The sequence below is a fragment of the Prosthecobacter vanneervenii genome (genome assembly GCF_014203095.1).
GTDB lineage: Bacteria > Verrucomicrobiota > Verrucomicrobiia > Verrucomicrobiales > Verrucomicrobiaceae > Prosthecobacter > Prosthecobacter vanneervenii.
In genome coordinates this window covers 505,288-525,786 of the sequence record NZ_JACHIG010000003.1, presented here as the reverse complement: position 1 = coordinate 525,786, position 20,499 = coordinate 505,288, and the positions used below count along the sequence as shown (strand labels likewise).

Here is a 20,499-nt window from a genome sequence, read left to right as displayed (position 1 = left end):
CATGAACGAAGCTTTCCCAGACATCCCCAAAATTCAGTACGAAGGGCCCAAGAGCCGGAATCCGCTCTCCTTCAAGCACTACAATCCCGACGAAGTCGTCGGCGGCAAGTCGATGCGCTCGCAGCTGCGCTTTGCGGTCGCCTACTGGCACGCGATGCGCAATTCCCTCTCCGATCCCTTCGGTGGCGGCACCGCCCAGCGCCCATGGGATGACGGCAGCAACTCCGTGGCGAATGCGCAGCGCCGTGTGTGGGCCTGCTTTGAGTTTATGGAAAAGCTGGGAGTGGACTACTACTGCTGGCATGACCGCGACGTGGCTCCTGAACTGAACACGCTGGCTGAGAGCAATGCCGCCTTTGACGCCGTGGCTGATGAGCTGGAGAAAGCGCAGAAGCAGACCGGCAAGAAGCTGCTGTGGGGCACGGCCTGCCTTTTCTCCCACGCGCGCTACTGCCAGGGAGCTGCCACCAGCCCGCACGCGGGTGTGTTTGCCTACGCCGCAGCACAGGTGAAGAAAGCCATGGATGTGACCCACCGCTTGGGCGGCGAGGGCTACACCTTCTGGGGTGGCCGTGAAGGCTATGCCACGCTCTGGAACACCAACATGAAGCGCGAGCTGGACCATCTGGCCCGCCTGCTGCACATGGCTGTGGATTACAAAAAGAAGATCGGCTTCACCGGCCAGTTCTACATCGAGCCCAAGCCACGTGAACCCTCCACGCACCAGTACGACTCCGACTCCGCAGCCTGCCTGAACTTCCTGCGCGAGTACGGCCTGCTGGAGCACTTCAAGCTCAACCTTGAAACCAACCACGCCACGCTGGCTGGACACACCATGCGTCATGAGATGCAGGTGGCCATCGCGGCAAACGCACTGGGCTCTGTGGACGCCAACACCGGCGACGAACTCATCGGCTGGGACACCGACCAGTTCCCGACAAACATCTACCTCACCACCGAGATCATGCTGGAAGTACTGCGCATGGGCGGCTTCACCACCGGCGGCCTCAACTTTGACGCCAAGTGCCGTCGTGAGTCCTTCGAACCCGTGGACCTCTTCCACGCGCACATCGGCGGCATGGATGCCTTTGCACGCGGCCTCAAGGTCGCGCACGCGATGATCGAGGACGGGCGCATCGACGCCTTCATCAAGCAGCGCTACAGCACCTTCGATTCCGGCATCGGCGCGAAGATCGAGAAGGGCGAAGTGGGCTTTGCCGAGCTCGAAGCCTACGCGCTGGCCAATGGCGAGCCTCTGCTGGGCAGCGGCCGCCAGGAGATGCTGGAAAACCTGGTGAACGACTACCTGTAAACGGTATCGGCATCTGCCGGAAAACGCATTCCACTCGTGAGGCGGTCGGAAACGACCGCCTCATTTGTTTTCGCGCTGATCTTGCGCCAGCACCTGATTTACAGCAAGCATGGTCATGGCTGAAACGGGGCATGATCATGATGAGCCAATGAATCCCGCGTGGGCGGCGGCGCTGAGCCGTGTGTCATTTGCCGAGCATCTGCAAGGCTGCCGCTGGTTTGGCGGCAAGGCGCAGAGTCTCAGCGGGGTGGAGGTGCTGGAGGCGATTTCTGTGGGCGATGCGGGCTGTCTTGTTCTGCTGCGTGTCGAATACACCGAAGCAACTGCCGAGACGTATCTTCTGCCCATGAGGCTGGCTTGGGTGGATGGCGCAGAAGTTTGGACGGATGCGCTGGAGGATGAAAAATTCCGGGCGGCCTTGCTGGAGATTATCCTGGAGGAGCGTCGGCTGTGCAGCGCTACCGGTGAGCTGGTGGGAATCTGCAGCGCTGCCTTCAAGACGCAGGCGAAGGAGATGGCTGAGCAACTGCCTTCGCGTGTGCTGTCGGTGGAGCAGAGCAATTCATCGGTTCTGTATGGTGACCGCTTTTTCCTCAAGCTTTACCGCCGGCTGGAGGTAGGCGGGAACCCCGATGTGGAGCTGCTGCGTTATTTCACCGAGCGGAACTCCTTCGAGCATGTGCCCGGCTACGGTGGGGCCATCGAGTTCCAAGGTGCAGAGGGTGGAACCAGGGTGCTGGCGCTGCTGGTCACAAATGTGCCGAATGCGGGCACAGCCTGGACGACCACCCTGCGCCGGCTGGAACGAAAGAATGGCATGGGGGAATCGGGCCCGGCGAGGCTGCTGGGAGAGCGCACGGCGCAAATGCATCTGGCGCTGGCGGCTGGGGATGGCCCCGAGTTTACCGCCGAGGCTTTCGATGATTCCTACCGTGAATCGCTGCGAAGGATGATGGCTGAAACTACACAGCGGATGATGCGGCTTTTGGAGCTGAGGATGGCGGATTTGCCGCGCCAGATTCAAGCCGAGGCGGCCAGGTTGCTCCGCCATGAGGATGAGATTTTACAGCGCTACGCCAGCCTGATAGATCCGGAGGTTGGGGCCACGCGCATTCGGATTCATGGAGACTACCATCTGGGCCAGGTGCTCGACACGGAGGGTGACTTTGTCATCATCGACTTTGAAGGCGAGCCCGCACGCCCATTGCATGAGCGGCGCATGAAGCATTCGCCGCTGCGCGATGTGGCTGGAATGCTACGCTCGTTTGACTATGCGGCTTATACCGTCATAGCGAAGCAGGGTGGCGAGGATGCTGGTGTGCTGGAATGGACGGAGCGTATGAGCGAGGCATTTCTCGATGCCTATCTGCGGACGGCGCATGGGGCGGCCTTTCTGCCTGAAAGTGAGATGCAGATGCGCAAGCTGCTGGACGCCTGCCTGCTGGAGAAAGCGGTTTATGAGGTGTGCTACGAGCTGAACAACCGGCCTGACTGGGCAGTGATTCCGCTGAGGGGTGTGCTGCGCATTCTGGACGAGTCTAGTGCGGGCTGAGTCAGTCCTTTTTGGCTTCGTCCTTCTTCTCGTCTTTCTCCGGCTTGGTGAGCTCGCGCATCGGATTGGGGGCCTTGTCATCCTTGTAGAGCTGGAATTTGCTTTTCACCGGGCGGCGTGGCCAGAAATTGTTTTCGACGTTGGTGTCCACCAGTTCCTGTCTTGGGTCAAAGGTGACGGATTTCAGCTCCTTCTTGGTGAAGAGGAGCTTGGAGGCTTTCTCGGTGTTGAAGCGCCAGATCTCCGCAGGCAGGGTGATCTCTTCGCTGCTGCCGTCGCTGTATTCGGCTTTGAGGATCACCGGGGTGATGAGGCCGCCTACATTGCTGAACTCGATGAGGTAGAAGTTGTGCTTGGTCTGCAGCAGGGCGGGGTCGATCTTTTCTTCCTTCAGCTCCTTGATGAGAGACTCGAATTTCTTCTTCTCACTCGGCAGCACGGTGGCCTCGTCATAGCTGTCGTAGAAATCTTTCAGCTCGGGATAGCGGTCGATGCGCTTGGAGAGCGGGTAGTTACGCTCGCGGGTCAGCGTCTTTGGCAGTTCTTCCTTTTCCTTTTTCTTTTTCGGCTTTTCAATGGCGGGATCGCGGGTGTCGAGTTGCAGCCATTTCACCTCATCAACGGAGACATCGACATGGTCGATGCTGTAAAACCAGCCGCGCCAGAACCAGTCGAGGTCCACGCCGCTGGCCTCCTCCATGGTGCGGAAGAAGTCGGAGGGAGTGGGCCGCTTGAACATCCAGCGCTTCGCATAAGTCTTGAACGCATGATCAAAAGCCTCGCGACCGAGGATGTGCTCACGCAGGATATTGAGCGCCACAGTGGGCTGGCCGTAGGCATTGGGGCCGAGATCGGCGATGGATTCCGAATTCGTCATCACCGGCACGCGGTCCTTGAGGCGCATGTAGTCCACCATGCCGCGCTCATTGCGGCGGTGCTTCCAGTCGTTTTCCCATTCTTCTTCGGTCAGATATTCCACAAAGGAGTTCAGCCCCTCGTCCATCCAGGTCCACTGGCGTTCGTCGCTGTTAACGATCATGGGGAAGTAGTTGTGTCCCACTTCATGGATGACCACGCCGATGAGACCGTATTTGGTCTTCTCGGGATAGGTGCCGTCTTTCTCTGGGCGCGGACCGTTGAAGCAGATCATGGGGTACTCCATGCCGCCGATGGGGCCGTTGACCGACCACGCGACGGGGTAGGGATACGCAAAGGTGTAGCGTGAGTAGGTCTGGATCGTGTGGGCGATGGCGTGTGTGGAGTATTTGTCCCACAAAGGCATGCCTTCCTTGGGGTAGAGCGACATGGCCATCACCGGCTTGCCATTCACACTGGCGCCTTCCACGGCCATGGCGTCCCAGATGAATTTGCGGGAGGACGCAAAGGCAAAATCGCGGACGTTTTCGGCCTGAAAGACCCAGGTCTTCTTTCCTTTGGGCTTTCCTTTTTCAGCCGCCTTGGCCTCGTCAGGGGTGACGATAAAGACGGGCTTCCGCTTCTCCTTTTCAGCCTGCTGGAGGCGGTCGCGCTGCGTTTTGGTCAGCACGGCATCCGGGTTTTGCAGCGCTCCGGTGGCGGCGACGATGTGGTCGTCCGGCGTGGTCAGGCTGACTTTGTAGTTGCCGAATTCGAGCGTGAACTCGCCGGTGCCGAGGAATTGCTTGTTGATCCAGCCGGCATAGTCGGTGTAGGCCGCCATGCGCGGGAACCACTGGGCGATGGTGTAGATGGTGTTGCCGTCCTCCTCAAAGTGCTCGTAGCCAGTGCGCGCATTGATGCGCTTGCAGTCGTTGATGGGGTAGCTCCAGGCGATCTTGAAAACGAAGTCGGCATCAGCGGCGAGAGGTTCGGCCAGATCGATTCGTAACATCGTCTTCACCACGGTGTGCGGCAGGGGCTCGCCTTTGGAGTCGGTGAGCTTCAGGATCTTCATGTCGCCATCGTACTTCTCATATGCCAGCAGGCGGTCCAGCGCGGAGTAGGTGATCTTTTCCGGATCGACACCGCGCTTGGTGTTGGGGACGCTGCGTGAGTCGGCATTGTGGGAAAAGTAATTCTGATCCAGCTGCACCCAGAGATAGCTCAGCGGGTCCGGCGAGGCATTGTGGTAGGTGACGGTCGCGTCTGCGCTGATCGCACGCTTCACATCGTCCAGCACTACATTGATGTCATAGTCGGCGCGGTTCTGCCAGTAAGCCGAGCCCGGTGCGCCTGAGGCATTGCGCTGCGGGGTGGGCGTGGGGATGGAGGAATCGAGCTGCTGAAACTTGCCGACCGGAGAGCCGGACTCGGCTGCGGCGAGGGAGAGGGTGGCGAGAAAAGCAGGAACAAGGAGCTTCATGAGGAGCGATTCTCTAAGTCCGCGCGACAAAGGCAAGCCGATCCTGCTCACTTGATCTGGTGAGGTGAGCTGTGTGTTTCTTCCTCTTGCCTTCGTAATGGGCTTCTGATTGCATCAGCCTATGAATCCCGCCCCTGACTCCCTTTCCCGCCGTGATGCCCTGAAAGCCACCATTGCCTCCGTGGGGCTGGGGGCTCTCGCTTTTGAGCCGGTGCGTGCGGCACCGGTGGCTGCGCCTGACGCGCGGCGTGGAGCGGTTAAAAAGTACAACATGCTCAAGTCGATCAATCTGTGGGCCTTTCCGTACCCGGAGCGCATGACGCTGCGGGAGTGCATGCAGCTGGCCAAGGACGCGGGCTTTGACGGCATCGAGCTGAATTACGATCTCGACAATGATCTCTCGCCCAAGCATGGCACGGCGGACTATGTGAAGATTCGCAAGATGGCGGATGAGATCGGCATCCAGATCAGCGGGTTGTGCTCCTTCCTTTTCTGGCCCTATCCGCTGACGAGTAATGATCCGGCCAAGCGAGCGCAAGGCATGGAACTGGCCGGAAAGATCGCCCAGTGTGCGCATGACCTCGGTGTGGAGAATGTGCTCGTGGTGCCTGGCGCGGTGCATATCCCGTGGCGCACGGATCACGAGCCGGTGGCGAATGATGTGTGTGACCAGCGCGCCCGCGAGGCCGTGGGACAGCTGGCGAAGCAGGCGGAAAAACTGAAGGTCTGCCTCAACATCGAAAACATCTTTTTTAATGGCTACCTCATGACCCCGATGGAGATGAATGGCTTTGTGGACAGCTTTGGCAGCGAGCATGTGCGCGTGCATTTTGACACCGGAAACATCAGCATGTTTCAGTTTCCTGAGCACTGGGCCAAGGTGCTGGGCAAGCGCACGAAGAACGTGCATTTGAAGGAGTTCACCAAAAAGGGCACCGACTTCAGCCTGGAGACCTTCCGCCCGCTGCTCGATGGCACCACCAACTGGCCGGCGGTGACGGATGCGCTGGCGGACACGGGTTATGAAGGCTTCCTGACTTTTGAGTACTTCCACCCTTATGCGCATTACCCTGAGGCGCTGATCTACCAGACCTCGGATTCTCTGGACCGCATTCTGGGCCGCAAATCATGAGCTGGGAGACGATCTGTCTTCTCTTCGCAGCAGGGCTGAGCGGTGGGTTCATCGATGCGATTGCGGGCGGTGGCGGGCTGATCTCGCTGCCGGCTTTGTTGTGGGCCGGGCTGCCACCGCAGATGGCGCTGGGGACGAACAAAATGCAGGCGGTTTGGGGCACCCTAATGGCGGTGCGAAAATATGCCAAGGCTGGACTGGTGTCGTGGCAGCAGGTGCGGCTGACGGTTCTGGTCACTTTTGTTTCAGCCATGGCCGGTGCGTGGGTGGTGACGCTCATCAGCAACGCATTGCTGAAAAGGATCGTGCCATGGATGCTTCTCGGCATTGCGATGTATGTGCTGCTCAGTCCCGGGCTGGGAAAAACAGCTGCGCACGCACGCTTAAAAATCGGTGCTTTTGCCTGCCTGGCGGGAGGCGTGCTGGGATTTTATGACGGTTTCTTTGGCCCCGGCACAGGAGCCTTCTGGGCGTTGGCCTGCATCTCACTGCTGGGCCTGGAACTGACACGTGCCACGGCCTTCACCAAGGTCGTGAATCTCACGAGCAACATGGCTTCGCTGATCATCTTCGTATTCAGCGCGCGGGTTCATTATGAAATCGCGGCTGTGATGATTGCTGGCCAGCTTATCGGTGGGAGGTTGGGGGCCGGAATGGCCATCCGGCACGGGGCGCCGTTCATCCGTGTCATCTTCATCGGAGTGGTATTTGCGATGGTGGCCAAATTATTATGGGACCAATTCTCAGGAAGCTGAAACAGAGTTCTATGAATCCGCCTGAAAATGCAGGGCGTATTTGCCTGACACTCTCCACTGCCTATGATCGCTGCTCCCATGACCACCGTCCAAACCACTGCCCAAGGGCGTCAGTTCCCCAAGTTTGATCTCGCACGCCTGCTGGGCACTGTTTTCAAACCCACCTTTGGTCGCAAGATCTGCATCCTCATCGACCTGCCGGATCTCGCCGAAGCAAAGGATTACGCCTTTCTGAAAAATCCTGCGCGTCCCATCCAGAAGCGCGCGCATGACCACTTCTACCAGGGGCTGAAAAACGGCGTGGCCGAAGAGCTGGCGCTGCAGGGCGGCGAAATGTATGCCTACCAGCAGACCACCGGCAGCAACCTGGACCTTCCTGATCTCTGTGTGGACATGAGCGGCAAGGAGCTCAGCCTGGAGAAAGACATCTATCCAAACTACGAAATCATTCTCTGCATCTCCACCTTCTCCGCCACCGCACCGCTGACGGCCTTTGCCAAGCAGTATGGCTTTCGCGGCGCGACTCTTCACGGGGTGAATGATGTCATCCTCAATTCCGGACTCGCGGTGGATTATGAAGTGGTGAGCAAGGATGCTGAAAAACTGCGCAAGGCGATGACACGTGCGGACGCGGTGGAAATTGATTTCACGGTAGAAAACGGCCCCGACATGACGGTGCGCCTTGAGCTGGGTCAGCAGGAAGCGCAGAAGAGCCACGGCCTCTGCCAGGGAGACGCGCCGGACATTGCCAACCTGCCTGCAGGTGAAGTGTATTTCGTGCCGACTGGCGCCGAGGGAACATTCCCGCTGAAGTATGAAGACGGCACTCTGGGCAAGCTCACGGTCACCAAAGGCTGTATCATCAAGGCCGAGCTCATTGCCGGCAATCAAAGCACCATTGATGCACACAATGCCAAGCTGGCAGATGATCCCATGACCGGTGTGCTTGGAGAGCTGGGTTTTGGCACGCAGGTGCTGCCGGTTTCCGGTGCCGACATTCAGGATGAAAAGGTGCTCGGCACCTGCCATCTGGCCACAGGGCGTGACGATCATCTGGGTGGGCACATCACTCCTGCTCAGTTCAAGCGGCACCAGAACGCGACGCACGATGACATCCTCTTTGCGCCGCACAAGACGCCGAACTTCGACATCAAGCAGACGCGCATGTTCCGCGATGGCAAGGTCACCGTGCTGAACGAGCATTTCCAGCCCTCGAAATATCTGCTGGAAGCTCTGGCCGCCGAATAAGCCATCCTGATGAACATCTACGAAACGCGTCGGCTGCTCGACGAATACCTGCTCTTCCACTACGGCCAGCCATCTGAGGTGCTGCCTTGGGAGAGCGGCCCGCGTGAAGCGCTGGGCTTCCCAGTGCGCACAGTCATGGAGCTCATCGATCTCCCGCGCACGCCCTGCGAGGCCGTTGCGCTTGATCTCGGCTGCGCCGTTGGCAGGTCGAGTTTTGAGCTGGCGAATTTCGGCGTGAGCGTTTTGGGAATCGACTATTCTCAGAGCTTTGTAGATGCCGCTGCCGTACTGGCACGTGAAGGCAGCATGTCTTACGAACGCGTGGACGAAGGCAGCGCAAAGACCGCGCTGGTAGCACGCGTACCAGAAAACCTGCGACGCGACCGTGTGCGCTTTGAGCAAGGCGATGCGATGAACCTGCGCAGCGATCTCGGCGACTACGACATCGTGCATGCGGCCAATCTGCTCTGCCGGCTTACCGATCCGCTGAAGCTCATCGAGCGCCTTCCCCAACTGGTGCGTCCCGGAGGCCAGCTCCTTCTGACCACGCCTTGCACCTGGCTGGAGGAATTCACGCCGCACGGGAACTGGCCCCAAGGCTCCACTCGCGAGTGGCTGACGTCTTTGCTGGAGCCGCACTTTGACCTCGGAAAGACGGTGGACATGCCCTTTTTGATCCGAGAGCACGCGCGTAAGTATCAGTGGAGCGTGGCTTTGGGCATGAGGTGGCGCCGGAAAGTCGAGGAGGTTTGAGTTTGTGAGATTGATTCCCTCCGGCGTTTACGTCTAGGCTGGGTGATCATGAAAAACGCGCTCCTTTTTGCATCCCTCCTGACTGCTGCCGCACAGGCACAGACCCCCAGCTTTAAAGAGCAGCAGATCGATGATGCCGTGGGCATCGGATACGGTCTGGCTGTGGCGGATGTGAACGGGGACCAGCGCACAGACATTCTGCTGGCGGACAGCAAGGTGATTGTGTGGTACGAAAACCCGACGTGGAAGAAACACATTATCGCCGAGCAGCTCACGGAGAAAGACCATGTGTGCATCGCGGCGCGTGACATCAATGGCGATGGCAAATGCGAGATCGCCGTGGGGGCCGAGTGGAATCCTGGAGACACCACGGGCAGCGGCGCGGTGTTTTATCTCATCCCACCGGCGGACCGCACCCAGAAGTGGGAGCCGGTGAAACTGACACACGAACCCACCACCCACCGCATGAAGTGGGTGCGCAATCGTGGCGGGCGCTATGACCTCGTAGTGGTGCCGTTGCATGGTCGGGGCAATGACAAAAACGGCGAGGGAGCCGGTGTGCGGGTGCTGGCCTACCACTTGCCGGATGATCCTCACAAGGAGTGGAACACCACCCTGGTGCAGGGCACGATGCACAAGACACACAATCTCGACATCATCCCTGCGCCTGGCACCGAGGCCGAGAGCCTGCTGCTCTGCGGGCGCGAAGGTGTGGTGCGGCTGGACCCGACTGACAACGGCTGGAAGGAGCACTGGATCGCGCAGCATCCAAAGGACTCCACCGAGCTGCTCGGCGCGGGAGAGGTGCGCTACGGGGCTTTTGCGGGTGGGCAGCCCTATGTGGCTACCATCGAGCCCATGCATGGTGACAAGCTCGTCATTTACACTCCCAAGCCCGAAGGTCCCAAAAACGGCACCTGGGAGCGTCGTGTGCTGAGTGGGGAACTCGTGGACGGCCACGCCATCGCCACGCACGACCTTCTGGGCCTGAACAACCGCCAGATCGTGGTGGGCTGGCGTGCGCAGCAAAAAATTGGCAAGGTGGCCGTGAAGCTTTTCTGGACCACCAAGGAGGATGGCAGCGGCTGGAACGAGGCCATGATCGATGATGGCGGCATGGCCTGCGAAGACGCGGTTTGTGCCGATCTTGATGGAGATCGTGATCTTGAGATCATCGCCGCCGGTCGTCGCAGTAAGAATATCAAGATTTACTGGAATCAGCGAAACCAGTGAAATGTAAAAGTTGCTCGCCGCTTTAGCAGACGGGTTGCACAGGCTCGAAACGTGCTCCTAAAATCGCGTCTGCTATGAAAGCCGCACGTCTCATCATTTCTACTGTTGGCGCCCTGCTTCTGAGCCAGTGCTCGCTGCCTGAGTTCCCGCTGTTTTCATCTCGTACTGAGGTGGTGCGTCGTCCTATGACGATCATGCCGCCGTTTGCATCCCAGCCTGTTCTTTATGTGTGGAATGGCAGCGGCAAACCCGGGCCTATGAGCGTCAATATCGACCTTAGTGAGCAGAAGGCGTACTTGTTCAAAGGCGGTCAGAATGTGGGCTGGACTTATGTGGCCTCTGGCCGCAGTGGCTTTGCCTCGCCCACGGGCACCTTCCACATCATGGAAAAGATTGTGGACAAGCGTTCTAACCGCTACGGCATGATCGTGGACCGCAACGGTGATGTGGTGAATGGCAACGCCACTGCGGGAGTTTCCCGGGTGCCTGCCGGCGGTCGCTTTGTGGGTGCCAAGATGCCCTATTGGATGCGGATCACCGGCTACGGCGTAGGTCTTCACGCGGGAGCAATTCCCAATCCAGGTTCTCCAGCCTCCCACGGCTGCATCCGTCTGCCTTACAGCATGGCGGAGACGATCTTCCAGAATGCCCCGGTGGGCACGCGCGTGACGATCATGCAGTAGCCATCGCGGCGGCGAGGATTTCCTCAAAGCGCTGCAGCCAGACTTCCGTGTTGGTTTCGCGCAGCAGCCACTCGCGGCCCGCAGCGCCGAGCGCCAGTCTTCCCTCAGGCGGCGTGGCTTCCATGGCCAGCACATCCTGCACCAGTCCGCGTACGTCTCCCGGCTCGTGCTGCAGGCCTATGACACCGTGCTGCACGATCTCACAGAGCCCGCCGGATTTCGCTGCCAGCACCGGCTTGAGATAATCATAGGCCTCATACACCACGAGGCCCAGGGGCTCCCACCAGGTGGAGGGTACGATGACCGCACGGCAGCGGCGCAGGGCCTCGCGTTTGGTCTCTCCGCCGATGTGGCCGAGCTGGCCGATGTAGGGATTGGTGCGCAGCCGCTGCTGCACGGTATTGTTCAGCGGGCCTTCTCCTGCGATGTGGAGCAGGGGCGTGTTTTTTCCCAGCTGGCGGTGCAGTTCATCCCAGGTGTCCAGCAGCGTTGTCACTCCTTTGGTTTCCGCCAGACGGCCAATAAAAAGATAGTAGCCTGCATCCTCCACCACCGGAGTCTGCGGCAGCGCATTCCAGGAATGGCGCAGGGTGTGCACCCGGGCCTCCGGCAGAGCACCGGATGATACCAGCTTTTCCCGCATGAAATCTGACACGGCGATCCATGCCTTCACACTTTTCAGCCAGCCGCTCAGGTGCAGCCATTTCAGCATGAGGGCAAAGACAGCGCTCTTGACCACGGAGTTTTGCCAGGAGCCTGAGCACACTTCCTTCCAGTAGCCGCCGTAGAGGGCATCCGGAGTCAGCTTGCCGTTGACCAGCAGCGTGCCACCCACGGAAAACGGGCGGAAATTGTGCAGAAACTGCACCACCGGCAGGCGGTTTCTTTTGGCAGCAAGATAGAGGGCAGGGGAGCCCACGGGGTAGATGTTGTGAAACACCGCCGCACCCGCACCGCTGGCATCCAGCGCGGACTCAAAACGCAGACGCGCGTCCTTGTTGTAAAGCAGCCGCTTGGCCTGCTGAAACTTTGAGGGGGCGTTCTCACCGGTCCACTCCGCGCTGTCAAACTGGCACCAGGTCATCTCGTGCCGTGTGGAGAGATCGGCGTGGATTTTGTCCACGATCAGCTCCTCGCCCCCCTTGTAGAGGTAGCGGTTGAAAACATGCAGCAGGGCGCGGGGGGGATTTGGGGAGACTTGAGCCATCTAAAAGCGGAGAGTACGGAACCCAGCGCCACAGACAGATCGGAAGCAGGACGCAGGCCACGCGGGTCAATCTTGCATGGAAAGCAGAGCCGTCTTGCCTAATTTCGGGCCACATGATATTCCCGTAAACCATGAAGCCCGCCAGCCGCAGCCTCTTCATAGGGGGATTTTTCGTTTTTTCGCTTAGTGCCTTTGCAGAGGATGCCGCGCTTCGGCCGTGGAAGGATGCACAGGGGCGGATCATCCAGGCTGCCTTTGTCAGCGCCACAGCAGACAGCGTGACCCTGCGTATGGCAGATGGGAAGGAACATCAGGTGCCTCTGGGGCGCTTGAGCGCTGAGGACCAGGCATTTATCAAGAGTCAGTCTGCAGATGGCAAGCCCCCTGCAGCACCAGCCACCGCCCAAGGTGCCTCTCCCGAAGTCAGCGCCTCAGCCATGGAGCGCCTGCCGGCTGAAAAGCGCACCTGGCCGGAAAACGTGGTGGTTCCCACCAAGTCCATCGAAATTCAGATCGCGGAGGAAAACCCGGCAGCGCGAAAGTGCGTGTACCGCTCTGAGGGCTTTGAGTTCACCTCCCAGGCCAAGCTGGCTGGCAGCGTGATGAAGGAGGTGGCGCGTACGTTTGAGGCCACCAAGACGCTCGTCTCCTCCCTGCCATGGGGGGTGGTGTGCCGCCCGCCTGAGGGCTTTGAGCGCTACCAGGCAGCACTCTATGAGACGCGGAAGGATTACATCGATGCCGGCGGGCCGGAAAACTCCGGCGGCGTATATATGAGCGGGGACAAGGTCTTCCGCGTGCCCTTTCCAAGCATCGGCCTCAAACTACTGGGAAAGACCTACGCCAAGGATCAAAACTACGATGGCGGCACGCTCATCCATGAGATCACGCATCAGGTCATGGACGCCTACCTGACCTTCCTCCCCGTGTGGGTCATCGAGGGCACGGCGGAGTACACCGAGATGCTGCCCTACAATGCAGGGAAATTCCGCGCAGACGCGCACCAGAAGGGACTCAAGGACCACATCCAGGAGATGCAAAAGCGCGGCTATGCCGTGGAGATCGGCAATCTGGAGACGCACCTGACCATGAACCGCGCCACCTGGTCCGGCATCACCAACGTCTCCAATAAGAAAATGGGGGAGCTCTACTTCCGCTCCGTGCTGGCGGTTTACTTCTTCTGCCATCTGGACGGCGACAAAAAAGGCACCCGCTTCATCAAGTTCATGGATGCCGTCTATGGCGAGACCGAGGCCCTGCGCACCTTCTTCAAAGACCCGCGTGTGAAGCGCTTCCCAGACGGCCGCTTCAGCTACCCCACCAATTTTCCGCCGCCAGATATGAAATCTGACAGCGCCCCCTTCAAGCATCTGGACCTGCTGCTGGATGGGCGCGGTTATTCACAAATCGCCAAGGAGATGACCGAGGCCTACAAGGCCATCGGGGTCAAAATTTCCGTGGATTGAGCCCATAGGGCCAAAAAAGCGGCTTTCTGGGCGTCTATTTCACGTCTTTTGCACCCCCGCGTTTGACGCACCGCATCGACTGTGCAAGATGCCGCGCTTTCCGGCCCCCGTAAAACAGGCTGCCAGCCTGTGATGGATGTCCTGACCCTGCTTTGCGGCACCTGAAAGCGCCCAGATCATACGCTTTCAACTCTCCGAAGATTCATCTTCCCCCATTCGCGCGCAGCGCCTCTTCATTCCATGCCCAAAGACACCACCATCAAACGCATCCTCGTCATCGGTTCCGGCCCCATCGTCATCGGCCAGGGCTGTGAATTTGACTACTCCGGCGTCCAGGCCTGCAAGGCCCTGCGCGAAGAAGGATATCAGGTGGTGCTCATCAACTCCAATCCGGCCACCATCATGACCGATCCGGAGTTCGCCTTCCGCACCTACATCGAGCCGATCACCCCGGAGATGGTCGAAAAGATCATCATCAAGGAAAAGCCTGACGTGCTGCTGCCTACGCTGGGTGGCCAGACCGCGCTGAACTGCGCCATGGCTCTGCACCGCGCCGGCACGCTGGAAAAGCACGGCGTGCGCATGATCGGCGCCAAGCCGGACGCCATCGAGAAAGGGGAGGACCGCCTGCTCTTCAAGAACGCCATGCTCAAGATCGGTCTCGACCTGCCGCAGTCCGGCGTGGCCCACACGATTGAAGAAGCGCGCAAGATCGCCGAGGAGATCGGTACCCTGCCGCTCATCATCCGCCCCGCCTACACCCTGGGCGGCACCGGTGGCGGCATCGCCTACAACCGCGAGGAGTTTGAGACCATCACCGCCCGCGGCCTGGATCTCTCCCCGGTCAGCGAAGTGCTCATCGAAGAGTCCCTGCTTGGCTGGAAGGAATTCGAAATGGAGGTCATGCGCGACAAGGCAGACAACTGCGTGATCATCTGCTCCATCGAAAACCTCGACCCCATGGGCGTGCACACCGGCGACTCCATCACCGTGGCACCGATCCAGACGCTGACGGACCGCGAATACCAGATCATGCGCGACTTCTCCTTTGCCTGCATCCGCGAGATCGGCGTGGAGACTGGGGGATCTAACATCCAGTTCGCCATCCATCCGGACACCGGCCGCATGATCGTCATTGAGATGAATCCGCGCGTGAGCCGCAGCTCCGCGCTGGCCTCCAAGGCCACCGGCTTCCCGATTGCGAAGATCGCCGCCAAGCTGGCCGTGGGCTACACGCTCGACGAACTTAAGAATGACATCACCCGCGAGACGCCGGCTTCCTTTGAGCCGTCCATTGACTACGTCGTCACCAAGGTGCCGCGCTTCACCTTCGAAAAATTCCCCGGCGCGGATGAGACGCTGACCACGCAGATGAAGTCTGTGGGCGAGGCCATGGCCATCGGCCGCACTTTCAAGGAGTCCCTGCAGAAAGCCCTGCGCAGCCTGGAGATCAAGCGCTTCGGCCTCATCGGCGACGGAGCCGACAAGGAAGTGGATGACGAGACCCTGACCTCCAAGCTCACCGTGCCAAATGCCGAACGCATCTTCTTCCTCGGCCAGGCCTTTGCCAAGGGCTGGAGCGTTGAGAAGGTGTTTGAGCTGACGAAGATCGACCGGTGGTTCCTGAGGCAGATTGAGGAGATAGTAAAACAAACCAAATCTGAAGCCGACTCCATCTGGGATTGTTTGTCGGACCTGAACACGGACGAAGTCTGCTCGGGTAAAGCGAATACTAATACTATCGTCGCATTACAGAGCACTATGCGCAAAGCCAAGCGGCTTGGTTTTTCCGACCGCCAACTTTCTTTTGGAACTGGCGTGCCAGAGTCTGAGATTCGTGATGTGCGCAAGAAGGTCGGCATCACCCCCACCTACCGCCTCGTGGACACCTGCGCGGCAGAGTTCGAAGCCTACACGCCCTACTACTACAGCACCTACGGCATCGAGGACGAAGTGCGGGACAATGAGAAGAAGAAGGTCATGATTCTCGGCGGCGGCCCGAACCGCATCGGTCAGGGCATTGAGTTCGACTACTGCTGCGTGCACGCCTCCTTCGCTCTGCGCGAGCTGGGCTATGAGACGATCATGGTCAACTCGAATCCCGAGACTGTCTCCACCGACTACGACACCTCCGACAAGCTCTACTTTGAGCCCCTCACCCTGGAGGATGTGCTGAACATCTACGAGCGCGAAAACCGCAACGATCAGGTGCTCGGAGTCATCGTGCAGTTCGGCGGCCAGACCCCGCTGAACCTCGCCAAGGGCCTCGAAGAAAACGGCGTGCGCATCATTGGCACCTCGCCCAAGAGCATCGAGCTGGCGGAAGACCGCAAGCTCTTCGCCAAGCTGCTCGACGACCTCGGCCTGAACCAGGCCCCGAGCGGCACCGCCACCTCTCTGGAGGAGGCCCTGGCCATCACCGCCAAGATCGGCTACCCCAGCCTCGTGCGCCCCAGTTTCGTGCTCGGCGGCCGCGCCATGCAGATTGTCTATAGCGATGCCGAGCTGACCCACTACATGAAGAACGCCGTGGAGGCCACGCCAGACCGCCCCGTGCTGGTTGACCGCTTCCTGGAAGACGCCACCGAGGTGGACGTGGACTGCATCAGCGATGGCGAGACCACCGTCATCGGTGCCATCATGGAGCACATCGAAGAGGCCGGCATCCATTCCGGCGACAGCGCCTGCGTCATCCCGCCTTTCTCCCTCAGCAAGGAGATGCAGGACCGCATCCGCGATGCCGCCAAGAAGCTGGCCAAAGCCCTCAATGTTCGCGGCCTCATGAACATGCAGCTCGCCGTGAAGGGAGACGACCTCTACGTCATCGAGGTCAATCCCCGCGCCTCCCGCACCGCGCCCTTCGTCAGCAAAGCCATCGGCGTGCCGCTGCCCAAGCTCGCCGCCAAGATCATGGCTGGCAAGACGCTCAAAGAGCTCGGCTTCACCGAGGAGGTCATTCCTGCCCACCACAGCGTCAAGGAAGCCGTCTTCCCCTTCAGCAAGTTCACCGGCGTGGACATCATCCTTGGCCCGGAAATGAAGAGCACCGGCGAGGTCATGGGCATCGACGCCGATCTCGGCCTCGCCTTCGCCAAGAGCCAGATGGCTGCCGGTGGCACCCTTCCGACGAAAGGCAATGTCTTCATCAGCGTCAAGGAAGCCGACCGCCCCAACGTGGTCCGCATCGCCAAAGGCTACGCCGACCTCGGCTTCACCATCTACGCCACCAGCGGCACCGGCGGCGTGATCAAAGAAGCCGGCATCCCGGTGAACATCCTGCCGAAGCTCGCCAGCGGCCAGCGTCCGAACGTCATCGACCTGATGAAGAACAAGGACATGGCCCTCGTCATCAACACCCCCAGCGGTAAAAACCCGCGCGAGGACGAGATCAAGATCCGCACGGCTTCGATGCAGAACCGCATTCCGATCATGACCACGCTGCGTGGTGCTGATGCCGCGCTGCGGGCGATCAAGTCACTGCAGGCCAGCGAGGTGCAGGTGCGGGCGCTGCAGGAGTATCATAAGTAGGCCTGACTCATAGTGGGCGATGAACCTCACGAAGCGCGGACGAAAGTCCGCGCTTTTTCGTTTCTAGCAGGTGCAGCCATCTTGCAGTATGAAACGCTCATGAACGACCACCCACTGCCCACCCTCCGCAACCAGCTTCTCAGTCTGCACAAGCAGCTCATGAACACCGAGCGCACGGCGTATGAGGCGGCTGGGAATGTCATTCAGTCGCCTATGCAGTTTCTTCAGCTTCTCATGGAGCACGAGCGCTTTGCCTGGCTGCGGCAGCTTTCTCAGCTCGTGGTGATGATGGATGAGGCAATGGAGGAGAAGCCACCGATCACGAAAGAGCGCATGGATGCGCTGGTGGCGGAGGCAAAGCATCTGCTCACGGGCTCGGAAGAGCCGGGGAGTTTTGCCGTGCGCTATGCCAAAGCTCGCGAACATGCCTCCGCAGTGGCGGCGGCGCATGTCGAGATCATCAAGAGCTTGGGATAGGCTCGAAGTGAGCTGAGGTCGAGGGGAGCGCGGGCACTCCTGCCCGCTTCATTAATATGGCGGCGAAGCCGCGTGGGTAAAGAGGCGGACAAGAGTGTCCGAGCTCTCTTTGAATGCTGCGATTGGTTTATGATGCTGAAGATCACAGGTTTCATGTCCGTATGGCAATGGAAGCCCCGTTCGCAGTCACCCATGAATTTCACACGCACTCTTCTCTCCCGGATCCTCGCTCTGCCTGTCTTGTTTTTTGTCTCAACGGCCGACGCCCAAAATGGGGACGCAATGGTGAAGGTGCCACCTTCGCTGGTGCCGGCGGAGCTTGTTCCGGACACGCGGGCTTTGTCTGCGGATGAGGAATGGAAAACCTTCCAGGTGGCACCGGGCTACCGGGTGGAACTGGCAGCCAGTGAGCCGCTGGTGGGGGATCCGATCTTTGCGCAGTTTGGTCCGGATGGGCGGCTCTGGGTGGTGGAGATGCTCGGGTACATGCCGGACATTGAGGGCAATCGTGAGGATGAGCCGGTGGGCCGGATCGTGGTTCTCAAGGACACCGATGGCGACGGGCGCTTCGATCAAAGCAAGGTCTTCCTCGATCAACTCATCATGCCCCGCACGGTCCTGCCGATTGGCGAAGGCGCGCTGGTGGGCGCACCGCCGATGCTGTGGTATTGCCCGGACAAGAATGGCGATGACAAGGCGGATGAGAAGATCGAGGTGGCGAAGGATGCCGGTGCACAAACCATTCCTGGCCGCCCCGAACTGGCGAACCCGGAACATGGCGCAAACTCGCCGCTTTGGGCGCTGGACAACTGGATCTACTTTGCGGAATACGCGGCGCGTTTTCGCTGGCGTGGCGCGGGCGCTTTCGAACGCAGCCTCTCGTCCATGCGCGGACAGTATGGGCTCAGTCAGGATGACTTTGGCCGTCTCTATTACAACTTCAACTCCGGCCACTTGCAGGGCGACATGTGGCCCTCCCATTACCGTCTGCGCAATCCGAACTATGAGAAGTCAGGAGGTCGCATCAGCCCGCCGGTGAACCAGGCCGTGTGGCCCATCCGTGTGACCCCCGGCACGAACCGCGCCTACATTCCTGAGAACATGGCGGGATACAAACTGAAGAACTTTACCGCCGCGTGCTCGCCATGGATTTACCGGGGCGATCTCTTCCCGGAGGATGCTCTCGGCAATGCCTTCGCCTGCGAGCCGGCTCTGCATCTCGTGAAGCGCGACATTCTCACCCTCGAAAAAGGCAAACTCGTGGCGCGTGAAGCCTACGATCAGCGTGAGTTTCTCGCGTCCACGGATGAGCGCTTCCGTCCTGTCAGCATGACCACGGGCCCCGATGGAGCGCTTTACGTCATCGATTTTTACCGGGGCATCATCCAGCATCGCATCTCACTCAGTCCCTATCTGGAAAAGTATATCCAAGAGCACGATCTGGTGAATCCACGCGGCCTGGGACGGATCTGGCGCATCGTTCCTGAAAATGCGAAGACACGCCCTGCACCCAATCTGGCGAAGCTTGGCAGTGCAGAGCTCGTCCCCATCCTCGCGCACACCAATTCCTGGCACCGGGAAACCGCCCAGCGCCTGCTTGTCGAGCGTGCGGATGCAGGAGTTGTCCCCGCACTGGAAGCTCTCACGCGCAGCGATGCCGCGCTAGGCCGCATGCATGCCTTGTGGACGCTCGATGGCATGGGCAAGACCACTTGGCCGGTGATCGAGGCAGCGCTCGCTGACGCCGATGCCCGCGTGCGCAACAGTGCCGTACGCATCGCTGAAATGTTCCTGGCCGGGAAAGGGCGCGCCGCTGCGGTGACCAGGCTCATCGCCCTCTCCGCCACCGAACCGGATTCGCAGGTGCAGATTCAAATCGCCCTGACGCTTGGCGAGTGCCAGGACTCGGCGGCCGATCAGGCCATGGCGGCGATGGCCAGCCGCGTGCCCGATCACCCCTATCTGACCGACGCCATCCTCAGCGGGGTCAAAGGCCGCGAGCTGGAACTGCTGGAGCATTGCCTTGCCAGTGGAAGCGGCAAGCATCTGATCCCAAGCCTGGCGGGCTGTGTGGCCAGCGAACGCAATCCAGCCCGTGTCTCACGGCTCCTGGCGCTCGCGGAAAAGGCCGGGGCCACGCCTCGCAAAACGCTGCTCGCCGGCTTCACCGCCAATGCGGCGGACTTCACACGGCGGAAGGTAAAGCTCGAAGCCAGACCTGCTTTTCTCGACACTCCCGGCACCGAAAAGGTGGCGGACATGCTGACCTGGCCGGGCAAGCCTGCGCCCGCAGGGTTCAAGCCGCCGCGCCCGCTGACGGCGGATGAGCTGAGCCGTTTTGAGATGGGCAAGGCGCTGTACTCCGGCATCTGCGCCGGCTGCCATCAGCCAAGTGGTTCAGGCCTCGATGGCATCGCCCCACCGCTGATTGATTCCGAATGGGTCAATGGCTCGCCCGAACGGCTCAGTCGAATCGTCCTCCACGGCGTGCGCGGCTACATCACGGTCAAAAAGAGGCGTTACCAGCTCGACATGCCTCCGCTGGGTGCTTTGGGCGATGAACCTCTGGCGGCCATCCTCACTTATCTCCGGCGTGAGTGGGAGCACGGTTCGGACCCCATCTCACCGGATTTTCTCAAAGCGGTTCGCGAAAAGGAAGGGAAACGCACCGATTCCTGGACGGAACAGGAGCTGCTCAAGATTCCGTGACCGGGCGTCTCGCCGCGTTGCCCCTTTCGGCGTTCTCCAATACAACAGGCCTCGGAGCCGCATCAAGCAGCTCCGAGGCCGTGACTTCCTGAAAGGAGCAAGG

Annotated in this window: 14 protein-coding genes; 12 read left to right on the top strand and 2 right to left on the bottom strand. The window is 60.0% G+C overall.

Going from position 1 to position 20,499, the window contains the following annotated elements; genetic code table 11:
* Position 1 precedes the first annotated feature (1 nt).
* Positions 2 to 1,312 (top strand): xylose isomerase, encoded by a 1,311-nt coding sequence (xylA, locus tag HNQ65_RS10005; RefSeq protein WP_184339383.1) that lies wholly within the window; start codon positions 2 to 4, stop codon positions 1,310 to 1,312.
* 148 nt (positions 1,313 to 1,460) lie between these two features.
* A complete protein-coding gene (locus HNQ65_RS10000; protein ID WP_184339382.1) occupies positions 1,461 to 2,864 on the top strand; it encodes a phosphotransferase in 1,404 nt (467 codons plus the stop codon).
* 1 nt (position 2,865) lies between these two features.
* Here the strand turns inward: HNQ65_RS10000 and HNQ65_RS09995 are convergent, their stop codons facing one another.
* Positions 2,866 to 5,205, bottom strand: a complete 2,340-nt coding sequence (locus HNQ65_RS09995) for a M1 family metallopeptidase (protein ID WP_184339381.1) — start codon at positions 5,203 to 5,205, stop codon at positions 2,866 to 2,868.
* A gap of 121 nt (positions 5,206 to 5,326) precedes the next feature.
* On the opposite strand from HNQ65_RS09995, the gene HNQ65_RS09990 reads away from it, so the two are divergent.
* From HNQ65_RS09990 to HNQ65_RS09965, 6 genes are all read left to right on the top strand, one after another.
* Positions 5,327 to 6,337 carry a sugar phosphate isomerase/epimerase family protein gene (locus tag HNQ65_RS09990; protein ID WP_184339380.1) on the top strand — a complete coding sequence of 337 codons (1,011 nt, stop codon included), beginning with the start codon at positions 5,327 to 5,329 and terminating at the stop codon, positions 6,335 to 6,337.
* The gene (locus tag HNQ65_RS09985; RefSeq protein ID WP_184339379.1) at positions 6,334 to 7,092 is read left to right on the top strand and encodes a TSUP family transporter; all 759 of its coding nucleotides are present in this window, start codon (positions 6,334 to 6,336) and stop codon (positions 7,090 to 7,092) included. The genes HNQ65_RS09990 and HNQ65_RS09985 overlap by 4 nt, the downstream gene beginning before the upstream one ends.
* Before the next feature lie 78 nt (positions 7,093 to 7,170).
* Positions 7,171 to 8,340, top strand: a complete 1,170-nt coding sequence (locus HNQ65_RS09980) for a M29 family metallopeptidase (RefSeq protein ID WP_246438002.1) — start codon at positions 7,171 to 7,173, stop codon at positions 8,338 to 8,340.
* A 9-nt stretch (positions 8,341 to 8,349) separates the two neighbouring features.
* Complete coding sequence (locus HNQ65_RS09975) at positions 8,350 to 9,093, top strand: putative 4-mercaptohistidine N1-methyltransferase (RefSeq protein WP_184339377.1); 744 nt, start codon at positions 8,350 to 8,352, stop codon at positions 9,091 to 9,093.
* Positions 9,094 to 9,141: 48 nt separating this feature from the next.
* Entirely contained in the window at positions 9,142 to 10,326 is a 1,185-nt protein-coding gene (locus HNQ65_RS09970; RefSeq protein ID WP_184339376.1) for an FG-GAP and VCBS repeat-containing protein, read from the top strand.
* A gap of 74 nt (positions 10,327 to 10,400) precedes the next feature.
* Positions 10,401 to 11,009, top strand: a complete 609-nt coding sequence (locus HNQ65_RS09965) for a L,D-transpeptidase (RefSeq protein ID WP_184339375.1) — start codon at positions 10,401 to 10,403, stop codon at positions 11,007 to 11,009.
* On the opposite strand, the gene HNQ65_RS09960 is transcribed toward HNQ65_RS09965, so the two are convergent.
* On the bottom strand, positions 10,999 to 12,216 hold the full coding sequence (locus HNQ65_RS09960; protein ID WP_184339374.1) for a glycosyltransferase family 4 protein: 1,218 nt from the start codon (positions 12,214 to 12,216) through the stop codon (positions 10,999 to 11,001). The two genes, HNQ65_RS09965 and HNQ65_RS09960, sit on opposite strands and share 11 nt — an antisense overlap.
* A gap of 131 nt (positions 12,217 to 12,347) precedes the next feature.
* Between HNQ65_RS09960 and HNQ65_RS09955 the strand changes: the two genes are divergently transcribed.
* From HNQ65_RS09955 to HNQ65_RS09940, 4 genes are all read left to right on the top strand, one after another.
* On the top strand, positions 12,348 to 13,682 hold the full coding sequence (locus tag HNQ65_RS09955; protein WP_184339373.1) for an SHD1 domain-containing protein: 1,335 nt from the start codon (positions 12,348 to 12,350) through the stop codon (positions 13,680 to 13,682).
* A gap of 240 nt (positions 13,683 to 13,922) precedes the next feature.
* Positions 13,923 to 17,210 carry a carbamoyl-phosphate synthase large subunit gene (gene carB / locus HNQ65_RS09950; protein ID WP_184339372.1) on the top strand — a complete coding sequence of 1,096 codons (3,288 nt, stop codon included), beginning with the start codon at positions 13,923 to 13,925 and terminating at the stop codon, positions 17,208 to 17,210.
* 99 nt (positions 17,211 to 17,309) lie between these two features.
* Positions 17,310 to 17,687 (top strand): hypothetical protein, encoded by a 378-nt coding sequence (locus tag HNQ65_RS09945; protein WP_184339371.1) that lies wholly within the window; start codon positions 17,310 to 17,312, stop codon positions 17,685 to 17,687.
* Between the two features lie 192 nt (positions 17,688 to 17,879).
* Positions 17,880 to 20,396: a DUF7133 domain-containing protein gene (locus tag HNQ65_RS09940; protein ID WP_184339370.1), complete on the top strand. Its 2,517-nt coding sequence runs from the start codon at positions 17,880 to 17,882 to the stop codon at positions 20,394 to 20,396.
* Positions 20,397 to 20,499: the final 103 nt, after the last annotated feature.